This window comes from Rhodococcus sp. H-CA8f (genome assembly GCF_002501585.1).
In the GTDB taxonomy this organism is placed as follows: Bacteria; Actinomycetota; Actinomycetes; order Mycobacteriales; family Mycobacteriaceae; genus Rhodococcus_F; species Rhodococcus_F erythropolis.
In genome coordinates this window covers 3,403,637-3,421,968 of record NZ_CP023720.1, presented here as the reverse complement: position 1 = coordinate 3,421,968, position 18,332 = coordinate 3,403,637, and the positions used below count along the sequence as shown (strand labels likewise).

Annotated in this window: 22 protein-coding genes; 12 read left to right on the top strand and 10 right to left on the bottom strand. The window is 63.8% G+C overall.

Annotated features, from left to right (window positions below):
* Window positions 1-157: 157 nt before the first annotated feature.
* Both CPI83_RS15885 and CPI83_RS15880 read right to left on the bottom strand, forming a co-directional pair.
* Window positions 158-1,657, bottom strand: a complete 1,500-nt coding sequence (locus CPI83_RS15885; RefSeq protein ID WP_019748236.1) for a methyltransferase — start codon at window positions 1,655-1,657, stop codon at window positions 158-160.
* A 26-nt stretch (window positions 1,658-1,683) separates the two neighbouring features.
* On the bottom strand, window positions 1,684-2,043 hold the full coding sequence (locus CPI83_RS15880; protein WP_019748237.1) for a DUF3099 domain-containing protein: 360 nt from the start codon (window positions 2,041-2,043) through the stop codon (window positions 1,684-1,686).
* An 83-nt stretch (window positions 2,044-2,126) separates the two neighbouring features.
* On the opposite strand from CPI83_RS15880, the gene CPI83_RS15875 reads away from it, so the two are divergent.
* Window positions 2,127-2,363, top strand: coding sequence for a DUF3039 domain-containing protein (locus tag CPI83_RS15875; RefSeq protein ID WP_003942602.1), 237 nt, complete (start codon window positions 2,127-2,129; stop codon window positions 2,361-2,363).
* Here the strand turns inward: CPI83_RS15875 and CPI83_RS15870 are convergent.
* Window positions 2,336-3,583, bottom strand: a complete 1,248-nt coding sequence (locus tag CPI83_RS15870) for a YihY/virulence factor BrkB family protein (protein WP_097387412.1) — start codon at window positions 3,581-3,583, stop codon at window positions 2,336-2,338. The genes CPI83_RS15875 and CPI83_RS15870 overlap by 28 nt on opposite strands.
* Before the next feature lie 256 nt (window positions 3,584-3,839).
* On the opposite strand from CPI83_RS15870, the gene CPI83_RS15860 reads away from it, so the two are divergent.
* A complete protein-coding gene (locus tag CPI83_RS15860) occupies window positions 3,840-5,618 on the top strand; it encodes a DEAD/DEAH box helicase (RefSeq protein ID WP_097388190.1) in 1,779 nt (592 codons plus the stop codon).
* Window positions 5,619-5,751: 133 nt separating this feature from the next.
* On the opposite strand, the gene CPI83_RS15855 is transcribed toward CPI83_RS15860, so the two are convergent.
* The gene (locus CPI83_RS15855) at window positions 5,752-5,943 is read right to left on the bottom strand and encodes a hypothetical protein (RefSeq protein ID WP_003942643.1); all 192 of its coding nucleotides are present in this window, start codon (window positions 5,941-5,943) and stop codon (window positions 5,752-5,754) included.
* Between the two features lie 234 nt (window positions 5,944-6,177).
* Here CPI83_RS15855 and CPI83_RS15850 point away from each other — a divergent pair, with 234 nt between their 5' ends.
* The 4 genes from CPI83_RS15850 to CPI83_RS15835 all read left to right on the top strand — a co-directional run bounded on the left by CPI83_RS15850 (window position 6,178) and on the right by CPI83_RS15835 (window position 9,135).
* The gene (locus CPI83_RS15850; RefSeq protein WP_097387411.1) at window positions 6,178-6,555 is read left to right on the top strand and encodes a DUF952 domain-containing protein; all 378 of its coding nucleotides are present in this window, start codon (window positions 6,178-6,180) and stop codon (window positions 6,553-6,555) included.
* An 86-nt stretch (window positions 6,556-6,641) separates the two neighbouring features.
* The gene (locus tag CPI83_RS15845) at window positions 6,642-7,124 is read left to right on the top strand and encodes a cation:proton antiporter regulatory subunit (RefSeq protein WP_021344116.1); all 483 of its coding nucleotides are present in this window, start codon (window positions 6,642-6,644) and stop codon (window positions 7,122-7,124) included.
* Window positions 7,125-7,131: 7 nt separating this feature from the next.
* Entirely contained in the window at window positions 7,132-8,304 is a 1,173-nt protein-coding gene (locus CPI83_RS15840; protein ID WP_003943778.1) for a cation:proton antiporter, read from the top strand.
* A 21-nt stretch (window positions 8,305-8,325) separates the two neighbouring features.
* On the top strand, window positions 8,326-9,135 hold the full coding sequence (locus CPI83_RS15835) for a tyrosine-protein phosphatase (RefSeq protein WP_047888402.1): 810 nt from the start codon (window positions 8,326-8,328) through the stop codon (window positions 9,133-9,135).
* A gap of 69 nt (window positions 9,136-9,204) precedes the next feature.
* On the opposite strand, the gene CPI83_RS15830 is transcribed toward CPI83_RS15835, so the two are convergent.
* Complete coding sequence (locus CPI83_RS15830; RefSeq protein WP_019748245.1) at window positions 9,205-10,563, bottom strand: RNA polymerase sigma factor; 1,359 nt, start codon at window positions 10,561-10,563, stop codon at window positions 9,205-9,207.
* A gap of 178 nt (window positions 10,564-10,741) precedes the next feature.
* A complete protein-coding gene (locus CPI83_RS15825; protein ID WP_007732834.1) occupies window positions 10,742-11,509 on the bottom strand; it encodes an ROK family protein in 768 nt (255 codons plus the stop codon).
* A 156-nt stretch (window positions 11,510-11,665) separates the two neighbouring features.
* Between CPI83_RS15825 and CPI83_RS15820 the strand changes: the two genes are divergently transcribed.
* The gene (locus CPI83_RS15820) at window positions 11,666-12,544 is read left to right on the top strand and encodes an inositol monophosphatase family protein (RefSeq protein WP_021344118.1); all 879 of its coding nucleotides are present in this window, start codon (window positions 11,666-11,668) and stop codon (window positions 12,542-12,544) included.
* 16 nt (window positions 12,545-12,560) lie between these two features.
* On the opposite strand, the gene cei is transcribed toward CPI83_RS15820, so the two are convergent.
* Complete coding sequence (gene cei, locus CPI83_RS15815) at window positions 12,561-13,244, bottom strand: envelope integrity protein Cei (RefSeq protein WP_003942618.1); 684 nt, start codon at window positions 13,242-13,244, stop codon at window positions 12,561-12,563.
* A gap of 533 nt (window positions 13,245-13,777) precedes the next feature.
* On the opposite strand from cei, the gene CPI83_RS15810 reads away from it, so the two are divergent.
* On the top strand, window positions 13,778-14,080 hold the full coding sequence (locus CPI83_RS15810; RefSeq protein ID WP_003942593.1) for a DUF4193 domain-containing protein: 303 nt from the start codon (window positions 13,778-13,780) through the stop codon (window positions 14,078-14,080).
* 80 nt (window positions 14,081-14,160) lie between these two features.
* On the opposite strand, the gene CPI83_RS15805 is transcribed toward CPI83_RS15810, so the two are convergent.
* On the bottom strand, window positions 14,161-14,658 hold the full coding sequence (locus CPI83_RS15805; RefSeq protein ID WP_019748248.1) for a DUF3093 domain-containing protein: 498 nt from the start codon (window positions 14,656-14,658) through the stop codon (window positions 14,161-14,163).
* 41 nt (window positions 14,659-14,699) lie between these two features.
* Between CPI83_RS15805 and dut the strand changes: the two genes are divergently transcribed.
* Complete coding sequence (gene dut, locus CPI83_RS15800) at window positions 14,700-15,194, top strand: dUTP diphosphatase (protein WP_003942635.1); 495 nt, start codon at window positions 14,700-14,702, stop codon at window positions 15,192-15,194.
* Between the two features lie 3 nt (window positions 15,195-15,197).
* Window positions 15,198-16,028 (top strand): DUF3710 domain-containing protein, encoded by an 831-nt coding sequence (locus CPI83_RS15795; RefSeq protein WP_097387410.1) that lies wholly within the window; start codon window positions 15,198-15,200, stop codon window positions 16,026-16,028.
* A gap of 11 nt (window positions 16,029-16,039) precedes the next feature.
* Here the strand turns inward: CPI83_RS15795 and CPI83_RS15790 are convergent, their stop codons facing one another.
* Complete coding sequence (locus CPI83_RS15790) at window positions 16,040-16,765, bottom strand: alpha/beta hydrolase (RefSeq protein ID WP_097387409.1); 726 nt, start codon at window positions 16,763-16,765, stop codon at window positions 16,040-16,042.
* A 138-nt stretch (window positions 16,766-16,903) separates the two neighbouring features.
* Between CPI83_RS15790 and CPI83_RS15785 the strand changes: the two genes are divergently transcribed.
* Window positions 16,904-17,278, top strand: a complete 375-nt coding sequence (locus tag CPI83_RS15785) for an OB-fold nucleic acid binding domain-containing protein (protein WP_003942613.1) — start codon at window positions 16,904-16,906, stop codon at window positions 17,276-17,278.
* A 52-nt stretch (window positions 17,279-17,330) separates the two neighbouring features.
* Window positions 17,331-18,044: a DUF3159 domain-containing protein gene (locus CPI83_RS15780; protein ID WP_019748252.1), complete on the top strand. Its 714-nt coding sequence runs from the start codon at window positions 17,331-17,333 to the stop codon at window positions 18,042-18,044.
* Here CPI83_RS15780 and CPI83_RS15775 read toward each other — a convergent pair.
* Window positions 18,037-18,330, bottom strand: a complete 294-nt coding sequence (locus tag CPI83_RS15775; RefSeq protein ID WP_019748253.1) for a GNAT family N-acetyltransferase — start codon at window positions 18,328-18,330, stop codon at window positions 18,037-18,039. The genes CPI83_RS15780 and CPI83_RS15775 overlap by 8 nt on opposite strands.
* Window positions 18,331-18,332: the final 2 nt, after the last annotated feature.

The following is an 18,332-nucleotide window of genomic DNA, read 5'->3' as shown; positions in this document are numbered from 1 at the left end:
CTTGCCTCCCTATCGGCGGTCTCTCACACAGTTCAACGTGTGAGAGTTCCGGGAAAGTTCCCGCGCCGATTTCCGCTAAAACGCCGTGACCTGCAGTTATTTCCCAGTCGTCCTGAGAAGTTGCTGAGAACACAAAAATCTGCAACTCACCGGGAACTCAGTTCGTGACGGGAAGCACCAACCCGTGCCGGACAAGCGAGACCAGCAATGTGACGACGGCCTCACGTAGCTGGTCCGGGTCTTCGCCGTTCGCCGCGGCGAGAAGTTCGACCAGTTCGTCGACCACCAGTCCGTCCGCTCGGAGCCCGGCCAGCAGCGCAGCACCGAGTTCGTCGATCTCGTGCTGCCAGTGCGGTCCGTTGCCGCGGTGCACACGCGTGACCACTTGCTGCCATCCCTCGTCGCCGGGGAGGTAGACGCGTTCGAGAGCCGTGTCCGGATCCAGGACGAATCGCTCCTCGAGGACGTCGTGTTCACGCAACCAGGCAAGACGGTCGAAGTAAGCGAGCGCCTCGGCCCCGAGCGGGTCCGAGAAGCCGTGCATGAGGTCCTCGGCCATCAGGTCGGTGGGGGAGTCGGTGCGGCGAAGGAACACGAAACCGAAGCCGACGCCCTCGACATCGGCTTCTTCGAGGTGATCCAGCCAGGCGTTTGCTCTCGATGCCGATTCCGGATCTCGCGGATCCTGCCCGCCGTCCTTGAGCCACGTGCCGACGTACAGAGCTGGGTCCGCCACGTCGCGCTGCACCACCCAGGCGTCGACGCCGTGCGCCGGCAGCCACGACGCGATCCGCGAACGCCAGTCCTGTCCTTCGATGTGCACCCACGAGGCCAACAGTGCTGCCGTGCCGCCGGGGTTCAGATAGTCGATCGAGCGCGAGATCATCAATTCGCTCGCACCGTCGAGATCGAGGCCGGAATCGCGGTACGTGTGATGGACGCGTGCCTCGCCGACGACAAACGGGGGATTGGCGACCACCTGGTCGAAGGTTCGACCCTCGACGGGTTCGAACCAGGACCCCTGAAGCAGTTCGACGTCCAGTCCGTTGAGCGCCATGGTTGCGGCCGTGAGGTCGACGGCGCGTTGATTGATGTCGGTTGCGGTGACCGAATCCGCGTATGTGTTCGCGTGCAGGGCTTGGATGCCGCATCCCGTACCGAGGTCGAGCACGCTGCCGACCTTCGCGGTGGGCGTGGCCTGCAGCAAGGACAGTGACGCATGTCCGACTCCCAGCACGTGATCGGCCGTGGCCTTCTTGGGACGGATTCCGCCGTCGAGATCCGAGATCACCCAACGGTCGCCGTCGCCGACGTCGATGGGGCGAAGATCGACCGCGGCCCGCACGAGCGGATTCTCGCTGTCGAAGTTTTCACCTTCGAGCAGGCCGGCGTCGACGCACTGCGCAATTGTCAGCGGAGTCAACGCCGCGGCGACGTCGCCTGCTGGGCAATCATCGGCGAGAAGGAACAGTCTGATGAGAACGCCCAGGTCCCCGAGTTCTCGGGTGGCGCGGCGCACGGGTACCGGCTCACTTCGGCCGAGAGCGGCGTGAACTTCGGGACCCAATGCCTCGAGCATGGTTCCCGTGTCGAATCGATTGCGAAGCAGGGCCTCACGCAGCGCAGGGGTGATGGACAGGAGCGTTTCGCTTCTCACCCCGTCATTCTCGCAGGCGGAACTTGTCAGCCTTCGATGGTGTGGTGCGTCGCGGATTCGATCTCGCCTGCGGTCTTCTTTCGTCCGTCGTATCGGCTCGGTTCGTCCTTGGTGCGCGGTGGTCGGTCGTTGGCGATCAGGACGGCGATCCAGGGAAGCGGAATGGATGCACCGATGATGAGCATCGAGATCCAGGCGTTGGCCCAGATGCCGTACGCGATCGCCGCGAGGATCAACGCCGGGAACCGGAAGGACATGATGATCATGTACTTGCGCACTCGGGCTTTGTGCTGTTCTTCGACGGACTTCTGCGCTTCGGTGATCAGTACGGGATTATCGGGAGTCCCGGCCTCGTCGGACCTGCCGAACGCGCCATTTCGTGCCATGACTCCACTGTTCCACTCTCGGCCGACAATTGCACACGACCCGTGGGTCGCACCGCTGTGACGGAGACGGCATTATTGGAGGGGTGAGCACTCAAACCAAGGAACGTCCCGACGTCTCCACCGACGAAACGACCGACGACGACACCCCGAAGTTCTTCCACTATGTGAAGAAGAACAAGATCGCCGAGAGCGCCGTCATGGGAACCCATGTCGTCGCGCTGTGCGGCGAGGTGTTTCCCGTGACGAAGTCCGCCAAGCCGGGATCACCGGTGTGCCCGGACTGCAAGAAGATTTACGAAGGACTCCGTAAGGGCGACTGACCTCGGGTCACGCGAGCGGGAGTACTTCCGGAGCTCGGCGGATCGACAGCCTCGACGCAGTCGGCCGCCGGGCTCTTCGCGTCTGCGTGCGGTTCATCGCAGGGATCTTGGTCGGCGCACGAGTTCTGGCGCGACTCCGTTTGTCTGCTGCGGGGCCGCCCGTACGAGGGGACTGTGGCCGGATCCGCTTTGTCGCCCGAGATGCGGATCGGGCTGGTGGCCAGGTGCCAGGTCAGGTTGGTGACCGGACCGGTCTCGTCGTCGGTGTTCTGAGCCGCAAGCCACTCTCGCATCTGCTCCATCCGAGTGGCACGAGCCGGCCAGAACTCCTGAACCGTCGCGTTGAACTCGGCGCCGAGGACGACGGCGAAACCGAGGAAGAACGTGAAGAGCAGAAATGCGATCGGCGTTGCCAGTGCGCCGTACGTGTAGCCGGTGCTGGTGACAAATCCCAGGTACCAGCGCAATCCGGTACTGGCGGCCATGAAGAACACACCGGCGACCAGCGCGCCCGCGAGCAGCCGATGCCACGGCAGCGACTTCGGTAGAGCGACTTTGTAGAGCGTCGTGAGGCCGATGATCACCAGCAGACCGACAGCGGGGTAGTAGAACGTGTCGACCAGATTCGAGCCGACCACGTACCAGGAGGCCGGCAGTGCTCGCCCGACGAGCGTCGGCCCGAGAGCTACCAGCGGCAGAATGAACACAGCCATCACCAGGAACATCACGTAGAGCAGCAGGGCGAAGATGCGCTGCCAGATGGGATTGCGTGCATCCTGCTGACCGTGTGCTTCCACGATCGAGTCGACGAACGTACTGATCGCCGACGATCCCGCCCACAGGGAGAGCAGGAAGCCCACCGAGATGATCTCCGGTCGTCCGCGCTGAAGGACGTCCGTCACCGTCGGGCGGATGATCTGGTCGACGACGCTTTCGCTGAAGATCGTTCCGCTGAACGTGACGATCTTGGATTCGATGATCTCGACGGTGTTGGGTCCGAACCACCCACCGATGTAGCCGATCATTCCGAGAAGGCCCAGCAGCAGGGGAGCCAGTGACAGCGTTTGCCAGAACGCGGCCGTAGCCGCCTTTCCGAAGATGGAATCGTCCCAGGCCTTGCTCAGTGTGCGACCGATCAACTGCCCGGTGCGGCGTAGCGGATGCCATCTGCGGTGGTGCAGATCACTTCCGCTCGACTTCTCGCCTCGCGCTTCACTCATGATGTCTCCAGCATCCCTGACGACACACCCGGTTGCCCAACCATGGCGCCGACGTGTCGCACATTTCTGAGACAATTCGCGTGCAGGTCGGCAGGATGCGAGAACAGCGAAACCTCGCCGGCCGGAGTGAGAACGGCCATGAGTACGCGCTTCGAGTGCGGCTTTCGTCGGTGGCGGCGGCTAGGCTCGTCGCCGGACATTGATGAAAATTCGAGGAGCGCGAGACAACAGTGCGATTCCAGTGGAGGCGCGGCCTATGACGTCTGAGACCGTGGCAGCCGAGTTCGGCAATTCGTCCGAACCCGCCGGAGCTCAATCCGCGGGAACCCAACCTGGCGCCCCTACCGGTTCCCTTCGTGCATGGCAGCGCCGTGCACTGACCAAGTACCTTTCCAGCAGTCCGCGTGACTTTCTGGCGGTCGCAACGCCTGGAGCAGGTAAGACCACCTTCGCTCTGCGGGTAGCTTCGGAATTGCTCCGTGACCGGACGGTCGACCAGATAACCGTCGTGGCGCCGACCGAGCACCTCAAGCACCAGTGGGCGGAGTCCGCTCAGCGATCCGGCCTGGCATTGGACTCGCGGTTCTCCAACTCGACCGGCCAGACCTCGAGTGACTATCACGGCGTCGTGCTGACCTACGCCCAGGTTGCCTCGCACCCGTCGAAGCACCGTGTGCGCACCGAGGGCCGCAAGACGCTGGTCATCCTCGACGAGATCCACCACGGCGGCGACGCCAAGAGCTGGGGCGACGCCATTCGTGAGGCGTTCGGCGACGCGACCAGGCGTCTCGCACTGACCGGAACTCCGTTCCGCAGTGACGACAGTGCCATTCCTTTTGTCGAGTACGAGCCGGACAAGGAAGGTCTGCTCCGCTCGAAAGCCGATCACTCCTACGGATATTCGGATGCCCTCAAGGACGGCGTGGTTCGCCCCGTCGTGTTTCTCGCCTACTCGGGCGAGGCGCGGTGGCGAAACAACGCCGGCGAGGAATTCACCGCTCGGCTCGGCGAGCCGCTGAGCGCCGAGCAGACGACTCGGGCATGGCGTACGGCCTTGGACCCTGCCGGCGACTGGATTCCTGCCGTGCTGCAAGCAGCAGACACCCGTTTGGCGCAGCTGCGCAGTACGGGTATGCCCGATGCCGGTGGACTTGTCATCGCGACGGACCAGACGGTGGCCCGCGAGTACGCGAAGGCGTTGACAGCGATCACCGGCGAACAGCCGGCCGTCGTGCTGTCCGACGACCCCACCGCGTCCAAGCGAATCGCCGAATTCGGTGCGAGCGACCAGAAATGGATGGTCGCGGTGCGCATGGTGTCCGAGGGCGTCGACGTTCCCCGTCTGGCGGTCGGTGTGTACGCGACCAGCGCGTCGACCCCGCTGTACTTCGCTCAGGCGATCGGGCGCTTCGTGCGTTCGCGTCGTAAGGGCGAAACTGCCAGCGTCTTCCTGCCGTCGGTGCCGGTGCTTCTCGACCTTGCTGCACAGCTCGAGGCTCAGCGTGACCACGTACTCGGCAAGCCGCATCGTGAGAAGGACGGCCTCGAAGACGACCTGCTCGCCGATGCGAACAAGCAGAAGGACGAGCTGGGCGAGGAGGAGAAGGCGTTCACGTCCCTGGGCGCCGATGCCGAACTCGACCAGGTGATCTACGACGGATCGTCCTTCGGTACCGCGACATTCGCCGGAAGTGACGAGGAAGCCGACTACCTCGGTCTGCCAGGCCTACTCGACGCCGATCAGATGCGGGCATTGCTGCGTCAACGCCAGCAGACACAGGTCGAGGCCAACTCGGCCAAGGCCGCCGCACCGCAACCCACGGCGGCAGTGGTATCCGATCGAGCGGCCACGGCAGATCAGCTCGGAGCGCTCCGCAAAGAGCTGAACGGGTTGGTGGCGATGAACGTTCACCGCACCGGCAAACCACACGGCATCATTCACGCGGAACTTCGCCGAGTGTGCGGAGGCCCGCCGACGGCCATCGCGACTGTCGATCAGCTGACCGAGCGCATCGCGATCCTACGCAGCTGGTAGCAGCCGATACCGGTCCCGTACGCTTCGCGTGCTTGCGGCCCCGGAACGGCAGAACGGGCGATCACAGTAACTGTGATCGCCCGTTCTGGCGTTCATGGCGCGCCTCGTGAAGAGGCCACCCCCGGCTGACAGGTCAGATTGCGGGTTCGCTTTCGGAGACGACGGCATTCATCTCGCGAAGTCGATCCGCGTGTTCGGTTGCGTGGTGTCCGCAGAAGAGAAGCTCGCCGCCGGTGGGAAGCACGGCGCGTACGCGTGCTCCGGCACCGCACCGGTCGCACCGGTCGGCAGCGGTCAACTGTGGGCTGGTCAGTGTTCCGGGCATGACTCCTCCGTACTGGCTTTGCGGCATTCGGGCCGCGTGCCTGGGGCCTGGTCCGCCGCGTCGGAATGGCGCGGTAGATCCACTCTTACAGACGTTTGGGGTTTACGGGTTGTTCCCGAAGGCGTTTCTTAGTGTTGTGTCTCACTGGAAATGCGCTGGACAGGCATTCTCGGGTGAAGATTGTTCGCTGACAGCTGATTCGAATCGCCGACCTCAGCCCGATATTCTGGGCGGATGAACCCGGGACGCGAACCACTTGTCGACGAGAGCGTCGAGTTGCTCCACATGTGCACGCGCGAGGAATGGGCGCGGGCACAACAGCACGGCGAACGTATCCCCGACGGATTCGAGGCGGAGGGATTTGTTCACATGTCGACTCCGGCGCAAGTTCATCTCCCGGCGAATCGGATCTTCGCCGGCCGCGACGACATAGTCCTTCTCGCCATCGATCCGGCCCTGCTCGGTGGTCAGGTCAAGTACGAACCGGGCGTCCCTTCTGACCCGGAATCGATGCGATTCCCGCATCTGTACGCCCCGATTCCGGTCACAGCCGTCACCGCTGTCGTCGAGTATCTTCCGGACGAGAACGGCGTGTTTTCGCCGGTTCGGTAGGTCGCCGGTTCGCTCGCCGCGAAGTGCTCCCGGCGGATTGTGGCCCTCACGCGATGCAGGTCGCCGATCGGCGCTACCGTTGGTATATGAACGTAGAAGTCACCCCACTACCGGGGATCGGGACGCGCAAGGATTTTGTTCTGTCTTCCGGTCGTCGCGTGGGTGTCGTCACCCATCGGGACGGTCATACCGACCTCATCGTGTCCAAGGCAGACGACCCTGACGCGTGTGCTGCCTCGCTGCCTCTGACCACAGAGGAAGCGGCAGCGCTCAGCAATCTCCTGGGTGCCCCACAGCTCGTTGCGCAGCTCGAAGAAGAGCACCGTGACCTTCCGGGCATTCGAACCAAACAGCTCTACATCAAGGACGGTTCGCGCTACGACGGGCAGACCCTCGGGGACACCGGCATGCGCACGCGTACCGGAGTCTCCATCGTCGCCGTCATGCGTGCCGGACAGGTCAGCCCGTCCCCGAACCCCGACTTCACCTTCACCGGGGGAGATCTTCTCGTAGCAGTCGGAACGCCGGACGGTTTGGCCGCAGCGGCAAAAATCTTGGCCAACGGCTGACTGGCGCGTGGACACAACCACCCTCGCACTGATCGAACTCGGCGCGGTCTTCTTCGCGCTCGGACTGCTCGGACGACTCGCTGCTCGCGTGGGGATGTCGCCGATCCCGTTCTACTTGATCGGCGGCCTGTGCTTCGGACAGGGCGGTTTCATCCAACTCGGAGACATCGGCGAGTTCTCCCATCTGGCAAGTGAGATCGGGATCGTCCTGCTCTTGTTGCTGTTGGGGCTCGAATACACCGCAGCCGAGCTCGTGACCGGTCTCAAACGCTCACGCGTAGCGGGCATCGTCGACATCGTCCTCAACGCGACTCCCGGCGCGGTGGTCGGCTTGATTCTCGGCTGGGGCGTCGTGGGGGCGACGGTCATGGCCGGCGTCACCTACATCTCGTCTTCGGGAATCATCGCCAAGGTGCTCAGCGACCTGGGGCGCCTCGGTAACCGCGAAACACCGGTCGTGCTGTCGATTCTGGTGTTCGAAGACCTGGCGATGGCGCTGTATCTGCCGATTCTGACCGCGATGCTTGCGGGCGTCAGCTTCATGGGCGGGCTCGAAGCGGTCGGGATCTCGTTGTTGGTCATCACCGTGGTTCTTGTTGTGGCCCTGCGATACGGGCGGTACGTCTCCGCGCTCCTCGACAGTCCCGACAGTGAGACGCTCCTGCTCAAGCTGCTCGGTGCCGCACTGTTGGTTGCCGGCATCAGTTCGGCGATGCAGGTGTCGGCGGCGGTGGGCGCGTTCCTCCTCGGGATCGCGATCTCGGGGTCGACGGCGCACAATGCCAGTCGCGTGCTCGAGCCCCTTCGAGATCTGTTCGCTGCAATGTTCTTCGTGGTCTTCGGTCTCAACACCGATCCCAGTTCCATTCCGCCCGTCCTCGGGTGGGCTGCGATCCTGGCCGTCGTCACCGCGATCACCAAGCTGATCACCGGCGCCTGGGCGGCCAGACGTCAGGGTGTCGCGCGAATGGGTCAAGCCCGCGCCGGTGCCGCCCTGATCGCCCGCGGTGAGTTCTCCATCATCATCGCCGGGCTGGCGGTGTCCGCGGGTGCGGTCGACGCCGAACTGGCGGCATTGGCAACGGCTTACGTGCTCCTGATGGCGGTCATCGGTCCAGTGGCGGCAAGAGTTATCGAACCGGTTGCCTCGTTGTACATCAAGGTTCGTACGAAGTCCTGATTGCGGCCCTATTCTGTCCGGATGTCGAACAGAATCGCCCGTCCCGCCGCGACAGTCCTGTGCGCGGTGATCCTCTCGTGCGGTCCGGTGCCGGCGCTCGCCGGGGGAATACCCGCGCTCGAACAAGCCGGACCTGCAGCTGCGCAGGTTGCCGCAGACCGATCGCTGCATCTCGAGGGTGCGTCGAACGCACGTGACATCGGCGGCTACGTCACCGAGGAGGGGCGGACCGTTCGGTGGGGGAAGGTGTTTCGCTCGAATGCCCTCGACAAGCTGACGCCGTCGGATCTCGCGTCGTTGAGCGAACGCGGAGTGGAATCGGTGGACGACTTCCGCACGGTCGTCGAACGGACGCTCTCGCAAGACCGCATTCCGAACGGGGCACGAACCAACTGGTTCGACGTCATCGGAACCAACCCCGCCAACCTCCCGGCCCTGGTGGACATGCCCACGATGTACGCGTTGATGGCGACCGATCCGGGGGCGAGCCGCGCATTCCACGATGCTCTGGTGAACGTCGCGAACACCGAGGGTGCAGTCCTCTACCACTGCTCGGCGGGCAAGGACCGTACCGGCTGGATGACTGCGGTTCTACTGACCCTCCTCGGCGTGAGCCGCGCCGACGTGAACGCCGACTACATGCTCAGCAACCAGTACCTCACCGGACCTCGCACCGGGAGTGCGTTCATCGACGGCGTCGAACAGTCGTGGCTGGACACGTCTTTCGCCACGGTGGATCGGGTGTACGGCAACTTCGACAACTACGTCCGGGACGGCCTGCAGTTGAGCGACGGGGACATCGCACAACTCCGGGACACACTCTTGGCCTGAGGCGGCAAACGAAGAAGAGCCGCTCTCCGGAAATCCGGAGAGCGGCTCTTCTTCGCGTAGCTGGTGTGACTAGTCGAGGTAGTCGCGCAGAACCTGCGAACGCGACGGGTGGCGCAGCTTCGACATCGTCTTCGATTCGATCTGACGGATACGCTCACGCGTGACGCCGTAGACCTGTCCGATTTCGTCTAAAGTCCTCGGCTGGCCGTCGGTGAGGCCGAAGCGCAGGCGAACCACGCCGGCTTCGCGCTCGGACAGCGTCTCGAGTACCGACTGCAGCTGATCCTGCAGCAAAGTGAACGAGACGGCGTCGACTGCGACAACAGCTTCGGAGTCCTCGATGAAGTCACCGAGTTGGCTGTCGCCCTCGTCGCCGATGGTCTGGTCGAGAGAGATCGGCTCACGCGCGTACTGCTGGATTTCCAGCACCTTCTCCGGCGTGATGTCCATTTCCTTGGCAAGCTCTTCCGGCGTGGGCTCACGGCCCAGGTCCTGGAGCAGCTCACGCTGGATACGGCCGAGCTTGTTGATGACCTCGACCATGTGCACCGGGATGCGGATGGTGCGAGCCTGGTCGGCCATTGCGCGGGTGATGGCCTGACGGATCCACCACGTAGCGTAGGTCGAGAACTTGTAACCCTTGGTGTAGTCGAACTTCTCGACTGCACGGATCAGACCGAGGTTGCCTTCCTGGATGAGGTCCAGGAACGCCATGCCGCGGCCCGTGTAGCGCTTGGCCAGCGAGACGACCAGGCGAAGGTTGGCCTCGAGGAGGTGGTTCTTGGCGCGGTTGCCGTCGCGGCAGATCCAGCTCATGTCGCGTCGCTGAGCTGCAGGCAACTTCTCGCCCTTGTCAGCAAGATCCTGCATGATCTGCACGGCGTAGAGGCCGGCTTCGATGCGCTTGGCCAGTTCGACTTCCTCTTCGGCGTTGAGGAGTGCGACCTTGCCGATCTGCTTGAGGTAAGCGCGAACCGAGTCGGCGGACGCCGTCAGTTCGGCGTCCTTGCGTGCCTGGCGGAGAGCCTCGGACTCTTCCTCGTCCCAGACGAAGTCGCCGGAAGCCTTGTCCTTCTCGGACGGCTCTGCAGCGGTCTCTTCGTCTTCGCCGACTGCTACGACCTCGACGACATCGGACTCGACCTCGGCAAGGTCGCCGTCCGTGATGTCGATGTCTTCCAACTCGACATCGCCGTCTTCGGCATCAGGATCGCCGGCCTTCTTGGGGCTGGCCTTCTTAGCTGCTGCCTTCTTGGCCGGAGCTTTCTTGGCCGGAGCCTTCTTTGCTGCTGCCTTCTTGGCGGGAGCCTTTTTCGCCGGAGCCTTCTTGGCTGCCGGAGCGGTGACGGTGGCCGCCTCCACGGCTGGAGATTGTGGCTCTGACTCTGATGGAGAATCAGCAGTCTGACGTGTATCGGTGGCTGCCACGTACGCCCTTTCGTGACGGTGTCGTGCGGCGTCACGCCAGAGTGGTGATCCGGCGGAGAGGTCAATGGTTGTTGGCCGGCGCGCAGCCGGACTTCACCATTGTAACGACTCTCAGGAAACTCTTACGTCACGGCGGGCCGTAACAGGTAGATTTTCCGCTTTTCACGTGCAGGTTTTCTCATCCGGCGACGGGGGCCGGCCTGGTCAGTCCGACCGACGCGAGCGCAGCTCCGGCGATTCCCGCGGTGTTGAGGAGGGTGGCGGGGACGACCTTCGTGCGGTTGGTCAGGTGCGGAATCCACTTCTCGTGCTTGCGGCTGATTCCGCCTCCGGCGATGAAGAGATCAGGCCACAGCAGGTTCTCGAAGGTGGTCAGAACTCGGGAGACCTCGACCGCCCACTCCTTGTAGCTCCAGTCCTTTTTTTCCTTCACCGACGACGCCGCTCGATGCTCGGCTTCCTTGCCGTCGACCTCGAGGTGGCCGAACTCGGTGTTGGGCAACAGAACTCCGTTGTGCAACACGGCAGATCCGATTCCGGTGCCGAAGGTCAAGAGGATCACGACGCCGGAGGTGTCCTTGCCCGCTCCGAACGAGTCCTCGGCAATTCCGGCGGCGTCGGCGTCGTTGAGGACGGTGACTTCGCGCCCGCCCAGGGCCTTGCCGAAGAGCGCGGCCGCGTCGGTGTCGATCCAGGACTTGTCGATGTTCGCGGCGCTGCGCGCGACGCCGCCGGTCACGACAGCGGGCAACGTGATGCCGACCGGCCCGGTCCACTTTGCTTGCTCGACGATCTCGGCCACAGTGCCCGCGATCGCATCGGGAGTGGACGGCTGCGGGGTCAGGATCTTGATGCGGTCACCGATCATTTCCCCGGTGCTCAGGTCGATCGTGCCGCCCTTGACGCCGCTGCCGCCGACGTCGATCCCGAAACCTGTGGTTGTCATCGTCCTGCGCTCCTGAGTGTCGAATTCGAGGTCACGATCTACCGTTGCAAACACTAACCCGAACAAGGACTCGGGCGCGTGCGACTCCAGGCGTTCGAGTGGTGCCCCTCGGTAGAGATGTGTTGCGATGGTCCGGTGCGCCCTTCAGAAAGAACGTTGCCCGACTTTTCCGCCGATTCTCTGGACCCCGCACAATTGCGGGCAGTTGCCGTAGCCGTCGCCGAACGCGCAGCCGAACACGTCCGCGTGCGTCGGCCCGAGGTATTCGGCCTGGTGGGTTCCGGTGCCTCCGAGGGTGGTTCGGTTGCTGCGAAGAGCACGCCGACCGATCCCGTCACGGTGGTCGATACCGAAACCGAACAGGTGATTCGCGACCTTCTGGCGCAATTGCGCCCTGCAGATTCGATCTTGGGTGAGGAAGGTGGCGGAGACACGGACGATTCCGCGGGAGTTCGATGGGTTGTCGATCCCATCGACGGCACGGTGAATTTTCTCTACGGAATCCCCGCGTTCGCCATTTCGGTGGCCGTACAGATCGACGGGATCTCAGTGGCCGGGGCTGTCGTCGACGTGTCGCTGGAAACAACGTATTCCGCGCACCGGGGCGGCGGCGCAACCATGGCCACGGCCGACGGCGTCGTCAGCGAACTGCACGCCAATGAGGTGACCGAACTGTCAATGGCTCTGTTGGCCACCGGTTTCGGCTACGGAGCGGACCGCCGAAAGGTGCAGGGCACCTTGATCGGGCAGATCCTGCCGCAGGTTCGCGACATCCGACGCATAGGTTCGGCTGCTTTGGATCTGTGCATGGTTGCCACCGGCCGGGTCGACGCTCACTTCGAGCACGGGCTGAGTCCGTGGGACTGGGCCGCGGGCTCCCTGATCGCTTCCGAAGCGGGCGCCGTGATCAACGTCCCGGCGCCCAATTCCACGTCGGCCGACGGCGATGTCGTCTATGCGGTGGCTCCGGCGATCGCCGAGCAGTTCGCGCACATGCTCAGTTCGATCGGCGCAGATCAGCCGATTCCGAGCTGAGGCCGAACCGGGTTTGTCAGCAGCGCGCCGTGCGCGCTGCTTTGAGCAGTGCGATGTCCATCGGAGCGACTTCGGCGTTTGCGGGCTGCTCGGCCAGAGCATGCAGGATCGCGGTGGCGTCGGTGTTGGGGGTCAGGGCGCCCTTGTTGTAGGTGCCGAGAGCCAGGTCGACGGTGTCGTCGCCGCGGCCGTCCTGGACCAGTTCGGCGCAGGGGGCGACCAGCCAGACGGAACTGGCGGCGGCGAGGCCGTTCGCTCCGAAGCGGATCTGACCCTGGCACTCCATGTTCTGGTCGACGTAGACGGGGTCGTTTCCGACCTGGACGTCCGGCGCGCTGGAGAAGCCGAACTCGCTCAGTTGCGCTGCCACCTGGGCGGCCTGACCGTGTTCGCCGTTGGCGTTGAACACACGAACCTTGGTGGCCGCCAGGGGAGCGGGATCCACGTCGAGCAGCTTCGAACGGTCGACGACGGTTCCCAGCGGTAGTGGCGCCGCTGCCGAGGGATCGGAGGAAGGCTGCGGGAGGTTGCAGGCGACGGTGTCACTGACTTCTGCCTCGGCGCTCAGGATGCGGACCCACAAGACACTGCCGATCAATGCGAGTACCGCGAACACGGCGATCACCGGCCACGCGCGCCGACGGCGGAACGGACGTCCCTGGTCATCGGTAGAGCTGCCTTCGGTGATCAGAGAAACCACGGTATCCCTCGACTTTCTTGACGAAACTTCTAATTCGCCATCGGGCCGAGCGGCGCCGGCATGACGTTCGGTGCCTACCTTAGAGGGCTTGTGTGACGACACAGCCGAAGCGCGGCTCGACGCGTCGGGCCGCTGGCGATCGCCCAACGGTAGTTGGGCAACTAGCGGCCAGTTTCTACCCGGATCCGGTCTGAAAATGTCGCCGAAAGGTCACAGCTTGCTCTTGCCTTGGTGACAATTCGCAGTCATTTTTCGGAAATTTCCGATTCGGTTACTACTTTCGTGCTCACGTCGGCTACTGTCTGGCGGCCCAGGTCGTTCAACTGGGCATCGGCCGGACGCCGAAATGACAACCAAATGAGGCGCAGATCACGTTCTCGGAAGGAACTTCCGGGCACTAATTCCAGTCCTGCAGCGTTATGCAGCGACAGGGAATGATCTGGATGCCACGGCGGTTTCCATGCGCATCAAGGATCTACCGGATTCTCGGCGCACACGGGACCGGGATACACGAAGAGGATGGGGTAGACGAGATGGCAACTGACTACGACGCACCGAGGCGTACAGAGTCCGACGAGGTTTCGGAGGACTCTCTCGAGGAGCTGAAGGCGCGACGCAACGAAGCGCAGTCAGCCGTCGTCGACATCGACGAGACGGACACCGCGGAGTCCTTCGAGCTGCCGGGTGCCGACCTTTCCGGCGAGGAACTCTCGGTTCGAGTTGTTCCGAAGCAGGCAGACGAGTTCACGTGTTCGAGCTGCTTCCTGGTTCATCACCGCAGCCGCCTGGCCAGTGATGCCAACGGACAGCTCGTATGCATGGACTGCGCTGCCTGATCTCCCTTCCCGGTGGTCGACCCGTCAGCTCGCGGGTCGACCAAGGGTCGGGAAGTACTGCTTTGCTGTGACCGCGCTGGTCAGCGATCCAGCGCAGCCAGCAGATCGGCGGGACGACGTGTGCTCACCAGCCAGTACGGCGTGGGATCCTCCGGGTCGTCGAGCACGATCAACACCATTGTCTTGACCCATGGGCGATGTTGGACGAACGCCGACGGATCGAGTTGGCGCCCCATCGCCGCACTCTTTGCGGAAGCCGGCACTGCTGCCGCCCGCGAAATCAGTTCGACCGGCAGGTGGGCTCGACCCACGTGCAGTTCTTTCACCCCTGCTGTCTCCACCACCTCGACGCGCATCCGGCTGAGCCAGAATGCCGCCCAGATCGGGATGGGGAGCAGCACGACGTACGCCAGGTACGAGAGAAGCCCCGGGCGGCCCATGTGGACCTCGGCCGCGAGGAGTCCGGCTACGGCCAGCCCGGCGATCCACCACCAGATCGGCACCCACAGGCGCTCGGAGAACAGCGTCGTGGACGGGGGCGTTGTGGTGGCGACGTCAGGTCGAGATGTTTCGGGCACCTGTCAAGGATAGTCCGTCGCTACGAGTAGTCTTGGCCCACGTGAGCGACCATCTCTCCATCGCCTTGAAGCGACTGGATCCAGACCTGCCCGTTCCACAGCGTGCGCATCCCGGAGATGCGGGTGTGGATCTGTGCTCCACCAGCGATGTCACCATCGAACCCGGCCACCGAACACTGGTCGGAACGGGGATCGCGATCGCTTTGCCGGTGGGCACCGTCGGGTTGATCCATCCGCGTTCCGGACTTGCCGCAAAATCGGGACTGTCGATCGTGAACGCGCCCGGAACCGTGGACGCGGGATACCGGGGCGAACTCAAGGTCTGCTTGATCAATCTCGATCCGGCCACAGCCATCGACATCCGCCGCGGTGACCGAATCGCTCAGCTCGTGGTTCAACGAGTCGAACTTCCGGTTTTCGAGGAAGTCGAGTCGCTGGACGACACGACCAGAGGAACCGGAGGCTACGGTTCCAGCGGCGGTCACGCGATACTCGATACCGATGCGCCTGGCGCGGTCGTCGGAGAGGGAGTCTGAATCATGTTCGGACGCAAGAAGAAGACAGACGTCGACGAGGAACCCACCAGCTTCTTCGGTGACGAGAACGACGAGTCGGTGGAGATCGACGAGGTCGAAGACGATCTCGATGTCGCCGGCGACGAGTTCGGCGACGAATCGGAAGGCCCTTACGACATCACGGAGATCGATTCCGATGATCCGACGGCAGGCCGTGACGGTCAGCGCCTGGATCTCGGTTCCGTTCTGGTGCCGATGCCGACCGGCGGACAGTTGCAGGTCGAGATGGCACCCAACGGTTCGCCGCAGGCCGTGCACCTGGTCACCGAACATGGCCGCATCACGGTTGCTGCATACGCCGCCCCGAAATCACCCGGTCAGTGGCGTGAGGTCGTTGCCGAGCTCGCGCAGTCGCTTCGCGACGACAATTCTGCGGTGAGCGTCGAGAACGGCCCTTGGGGCCGGGAACTGGCTGCCGTGACGGCCAACATGGACCTGCGGTTCATCGGCGTCGACGGTCCGCGGTGGATGGTCCGCTGCGTGGTTGCGGGTCCGAGCGGATCCACCGCCGCGAACACCCCTTTGGTGGCAATCGCACGCGACATCCTGCGCGACACCGTCGTCAACCGAGGATCAGAGCCGCATCCGGTGCGGACACCGCTGCCCGTCGTGCTCCCGCAGGTACTCGCCGAGCAGCTGGCGGCCGCACACGAGCAGCAGTTGGCGACAGCGCAGCAGCAACAGGTCGCCGCCCAGCAGCAACAGCAGTCAGCTCCGCCGGCACCTCCAGCGCGACCGACCCCGCCGCCGCGTAGCGGCGAATCCGGTTCTGCCATGCAGCAATTGGGTCAGTAGCAGGGTTTCTTTCAGGCGCTCGCGGTGGTATCGGATTCGATCGCCGCGAGCGCTTTGATGCAGGTGGCCCCGAGAACCGCGGGGTCGCGCCCGATCATGTCGAGCGTCGTCGTGGCGACTGCGCCGCGGGGGAGTGCATTCGCCCAGGCCTTCGCCACTGCCGCGGGATGAACCGGATCGTCCACCGCCGAAGCGATGCCGACCGGAATGCCCACCGCCTGTAACGCGCTCTCGCTGAGCGAGTGGTACGACGCCGCCTCGTCGAGCGCGGCCGGGAGATCGGGCCATTGAGAGCGCCAGGAGCGCTCGAGTTCGGCTCCGAGCCACGCCGGACTCGACGCGAGCATCGCTGCGATCACCGCCTCCAATCCTTCGGAGCGCAGTTGTGCTGCGGTGAACCTCGCGCTCGCTGCAGCGGGTGCGTCGTCCGCCGACCCGATCCAGGCCGGAAGCGCTGCCAACACACTCACGGTTCTATCGGGGTTCTCGGCGGCCCACTGGAGCGCCACGGCGGCCCCGATCGAGACGCCTCCGACGATGATTCGGCCGTGCGTGTCCGCGGCTCGGTCCATCGCGTCCAGATAGCCGTCCACGACACGCCGAGGGTCCGGTTCAATTGCGACGATGCGCACACCCAGAGCCGCTAGCGGCGCCCGGAATGCGCGGTCTGCGAAGTGGGCGTCAGAGCCTGTACCTGGGAGAACGACGGCAACGGTCGCCGATTCTGAGTTCTGCATCTTTTGATCTTGCCCGGTGCCCCCGAGACGCGGACTGACCGGTGTGGTTACACGCTCGTAATGGGTCTACAGTGGCGATCACACAGCCCTTCACGTGACGCGAAACCCTTGCGTCACACATGTTCGCAGGAGCGCGCAATGGCACCCGCCGCCGCAGGATATTTTCGTCGACTGACCCAGCGTCTGACCGAGGACGTCGACCAGTTGGACGCCCAGGAGATGGCCGAGTCCAACAAGGCTTCCGGAGGTCAGAAGGCCTGCGATTGTCGTCGCGGTGAAGAAGTCACGATGGTGGGCCGACTCCGCAGCGTCGACGCGTGTCCCAAGTCGGGAAATGCCAGCATCGAGGCCGAGTTCTTCGACGGCACCGAGGTGATCAATCTCGTCTGGATCGGGCGTCGCCGGATCCCGGGAATCGAGACCGGTAAGACCCTGCTGATCCGCGGTCGTGTGGGCGAGCGTGACGGTCGCAAGGCGATCTTCAACCCTTACTACGAACTGCGCGGCGAATAGGCGCGTTTCCCGCATTTACCGTGCAACTCGGTGACTGTGGCACCCTCGACAGGTGACTGAAACACAACAGCGATCGGTAATCGACCAACTCGGCGGGCTGAGTGGTCTGATCTATTCGTCTTTGCCGATTCTGATTTTTGTCCCGGTCAACAGCATCTGGAACCTCACCGCGGCAATCTGGGCCGCATTGGGCGTCGCTGTCGCTATCGCGGCCTGGCGCCTTTTCCGCAAGGATTCCCTCCAACCCGCAATTTCCGGGTTTCTCGGAGTCGGAGTTTCCGCGTTCATCGCCTATCGCACCGGCGATGCCAAAGGATATTTCCTCTTCGGTATCTACACGAGCCTCGCCTACGGTGCGGTCTTCCTGATTTCCATCCTCGTGCGCTGGCCCCTCGTCGGAATCATCTGGGGTTATCTCAACGGGCACGGCAATCTGTGGCGCAAGCACAGCTCCGCCGTCCGGCTCTACGACATCGCGACGGCGGCGTGGGCGCTGGTCTTCGGTGCACGGTATCTCGTTCAGTCACAGCTCTACGACACCGACCACACCGGATGGCTCGCAGTCGCGCGTATCGGCATGGGTTGGCCATTGACCGGTTTGGTGCTGCTCGTGACGGTCTGGGCTGTGCGGAAGGCCGATCGCATCGTCGAGCCGGAACCGGTTGTGGAGCCCGAAAGCAGCGAGCCCACCGCAACGGACGCAGGGTCCGAAGAGGTGGGCTCGGTGAATCTGACGAAGCCGCGCGAAGACCGCGATCTCAGCTGATCAGGTCCTGGTACTCGGGGTGCTTGTCGAGAAACTTCACGACGTACGGGCAGACCGGGTGAACCTTGAGACCACGGGCGCGTAGGTCGTCCAGAGCCTGGCGGACCAGAATCGCGGCCAGCCCGAAACCTTCGAAGGCCGGGTAGATCTCGGTGTGGTTGAACGAGACGACGTCACCGGACGTGGTGTAGTCCTCGATGCCGGCGAGGTCGCCGTCTGCATGGATCTCGTACCGGCTCTGGGCTGGATTGTCGGTGACTACGGTGTTTTCGGGTGCTTGTGCCATGT

Excerpts from the sequence above, each read along its gene's own strand:
- CPI83_RS15880 (WP_019748237.1), bottom strand. The coding sequence starts at position 2,043 with ATGGCACGAAATGGCGCGTTCGGCAGGTCCGACGAGGCCGGGACTCCC.
- CPI83_RS15870 (WP_097387412.1), bottom strand. The coding sequence starts at position 3,583 with ATGAGTGAAGCGCGAGGCGAGAAGTCGAGCGGAAGTGATCTGCACCAC.
- CPI83_RS15860 (WP_097388190.1), top strand. The coding sequence starts at position 3,840 with ATGACGTCTGAGACCGTGGCAGCCGAGTTCGGCAATTCGTCCGAACCC.
- CPI83_RS15855 (WP_003942643.1), bottom strand. The coding sequence starts at position 5,943 with ATGCCCGGAACACTGACCAGCCCACAGTTGACCGCTGCCGACCGGTGC.
- CPI83_RS15850 (WP_097387411.1), top strand. The coding sequence starts at position 6,178 with ATGAACCCGGGACGCGAACCACTTGTCGACGAGAGCGTCGAGTTGCTC.
- CPI83_RS15845 (WP_021344116.1), top strand. The coding sequence starts at position 6,642 with ATGAACGTAGAAGTCACCCCACTACCGGGGATCGGGACGCGCAAGGAT.
- CPI83_RS15835 (WP_047888402.1), top strand. The coding sequence starts at position 8,326 with ATGTCGAACAGAATCGCCCGTCCCGCCGCGACAGTCCTGTGCGCGGTG.
- CPI83_RS15825 (WP_007732834.1), bottom strand. The coding sequence starts at position 11,509 with ATGACAACCACAGGTTTCGGGATCGACGTCGGCGGCAGCGGCGTCAAG.
- CPI83_RS15810 (WP_003942593.1), top strand. The coding sequence starts at position 13,778 with ATGGCAACTGACTACGACGCACCGAGGCGTACAGAGTCCGACGAGGTT.
- CPI83_RS15795 (WP_097387410.1), top strand. The coding sequence starts at position 15,198 with ATGTTCGGACGCAAGAAGAAGACAGACGTCGACGAGGAACCCACCAGC.
- CPI83_RS15790 (WP_097387409.1), bottom strand. The coding sequence starts at position 16,765 with ATGCAGAACTCAGAATCGGCGACCGTTGCCGTCGTTCTCCCAGGTACA.
- CPI83_RS15785 (WP_003942613.1), top strand. The coding sequence starts at position 16,904 with ATGGCACCCGCCGCCGCAGGATATTTTCGTCGACTGACCCAGCGTCTG.
- CPI83_RS15775 (WP_019748253.1), bottom strand. The coding sequence starts at position 18,330 with ATGGCACAAGCACCCGAAAACACCGTAGTCACCGACAATCCAGCCCAG.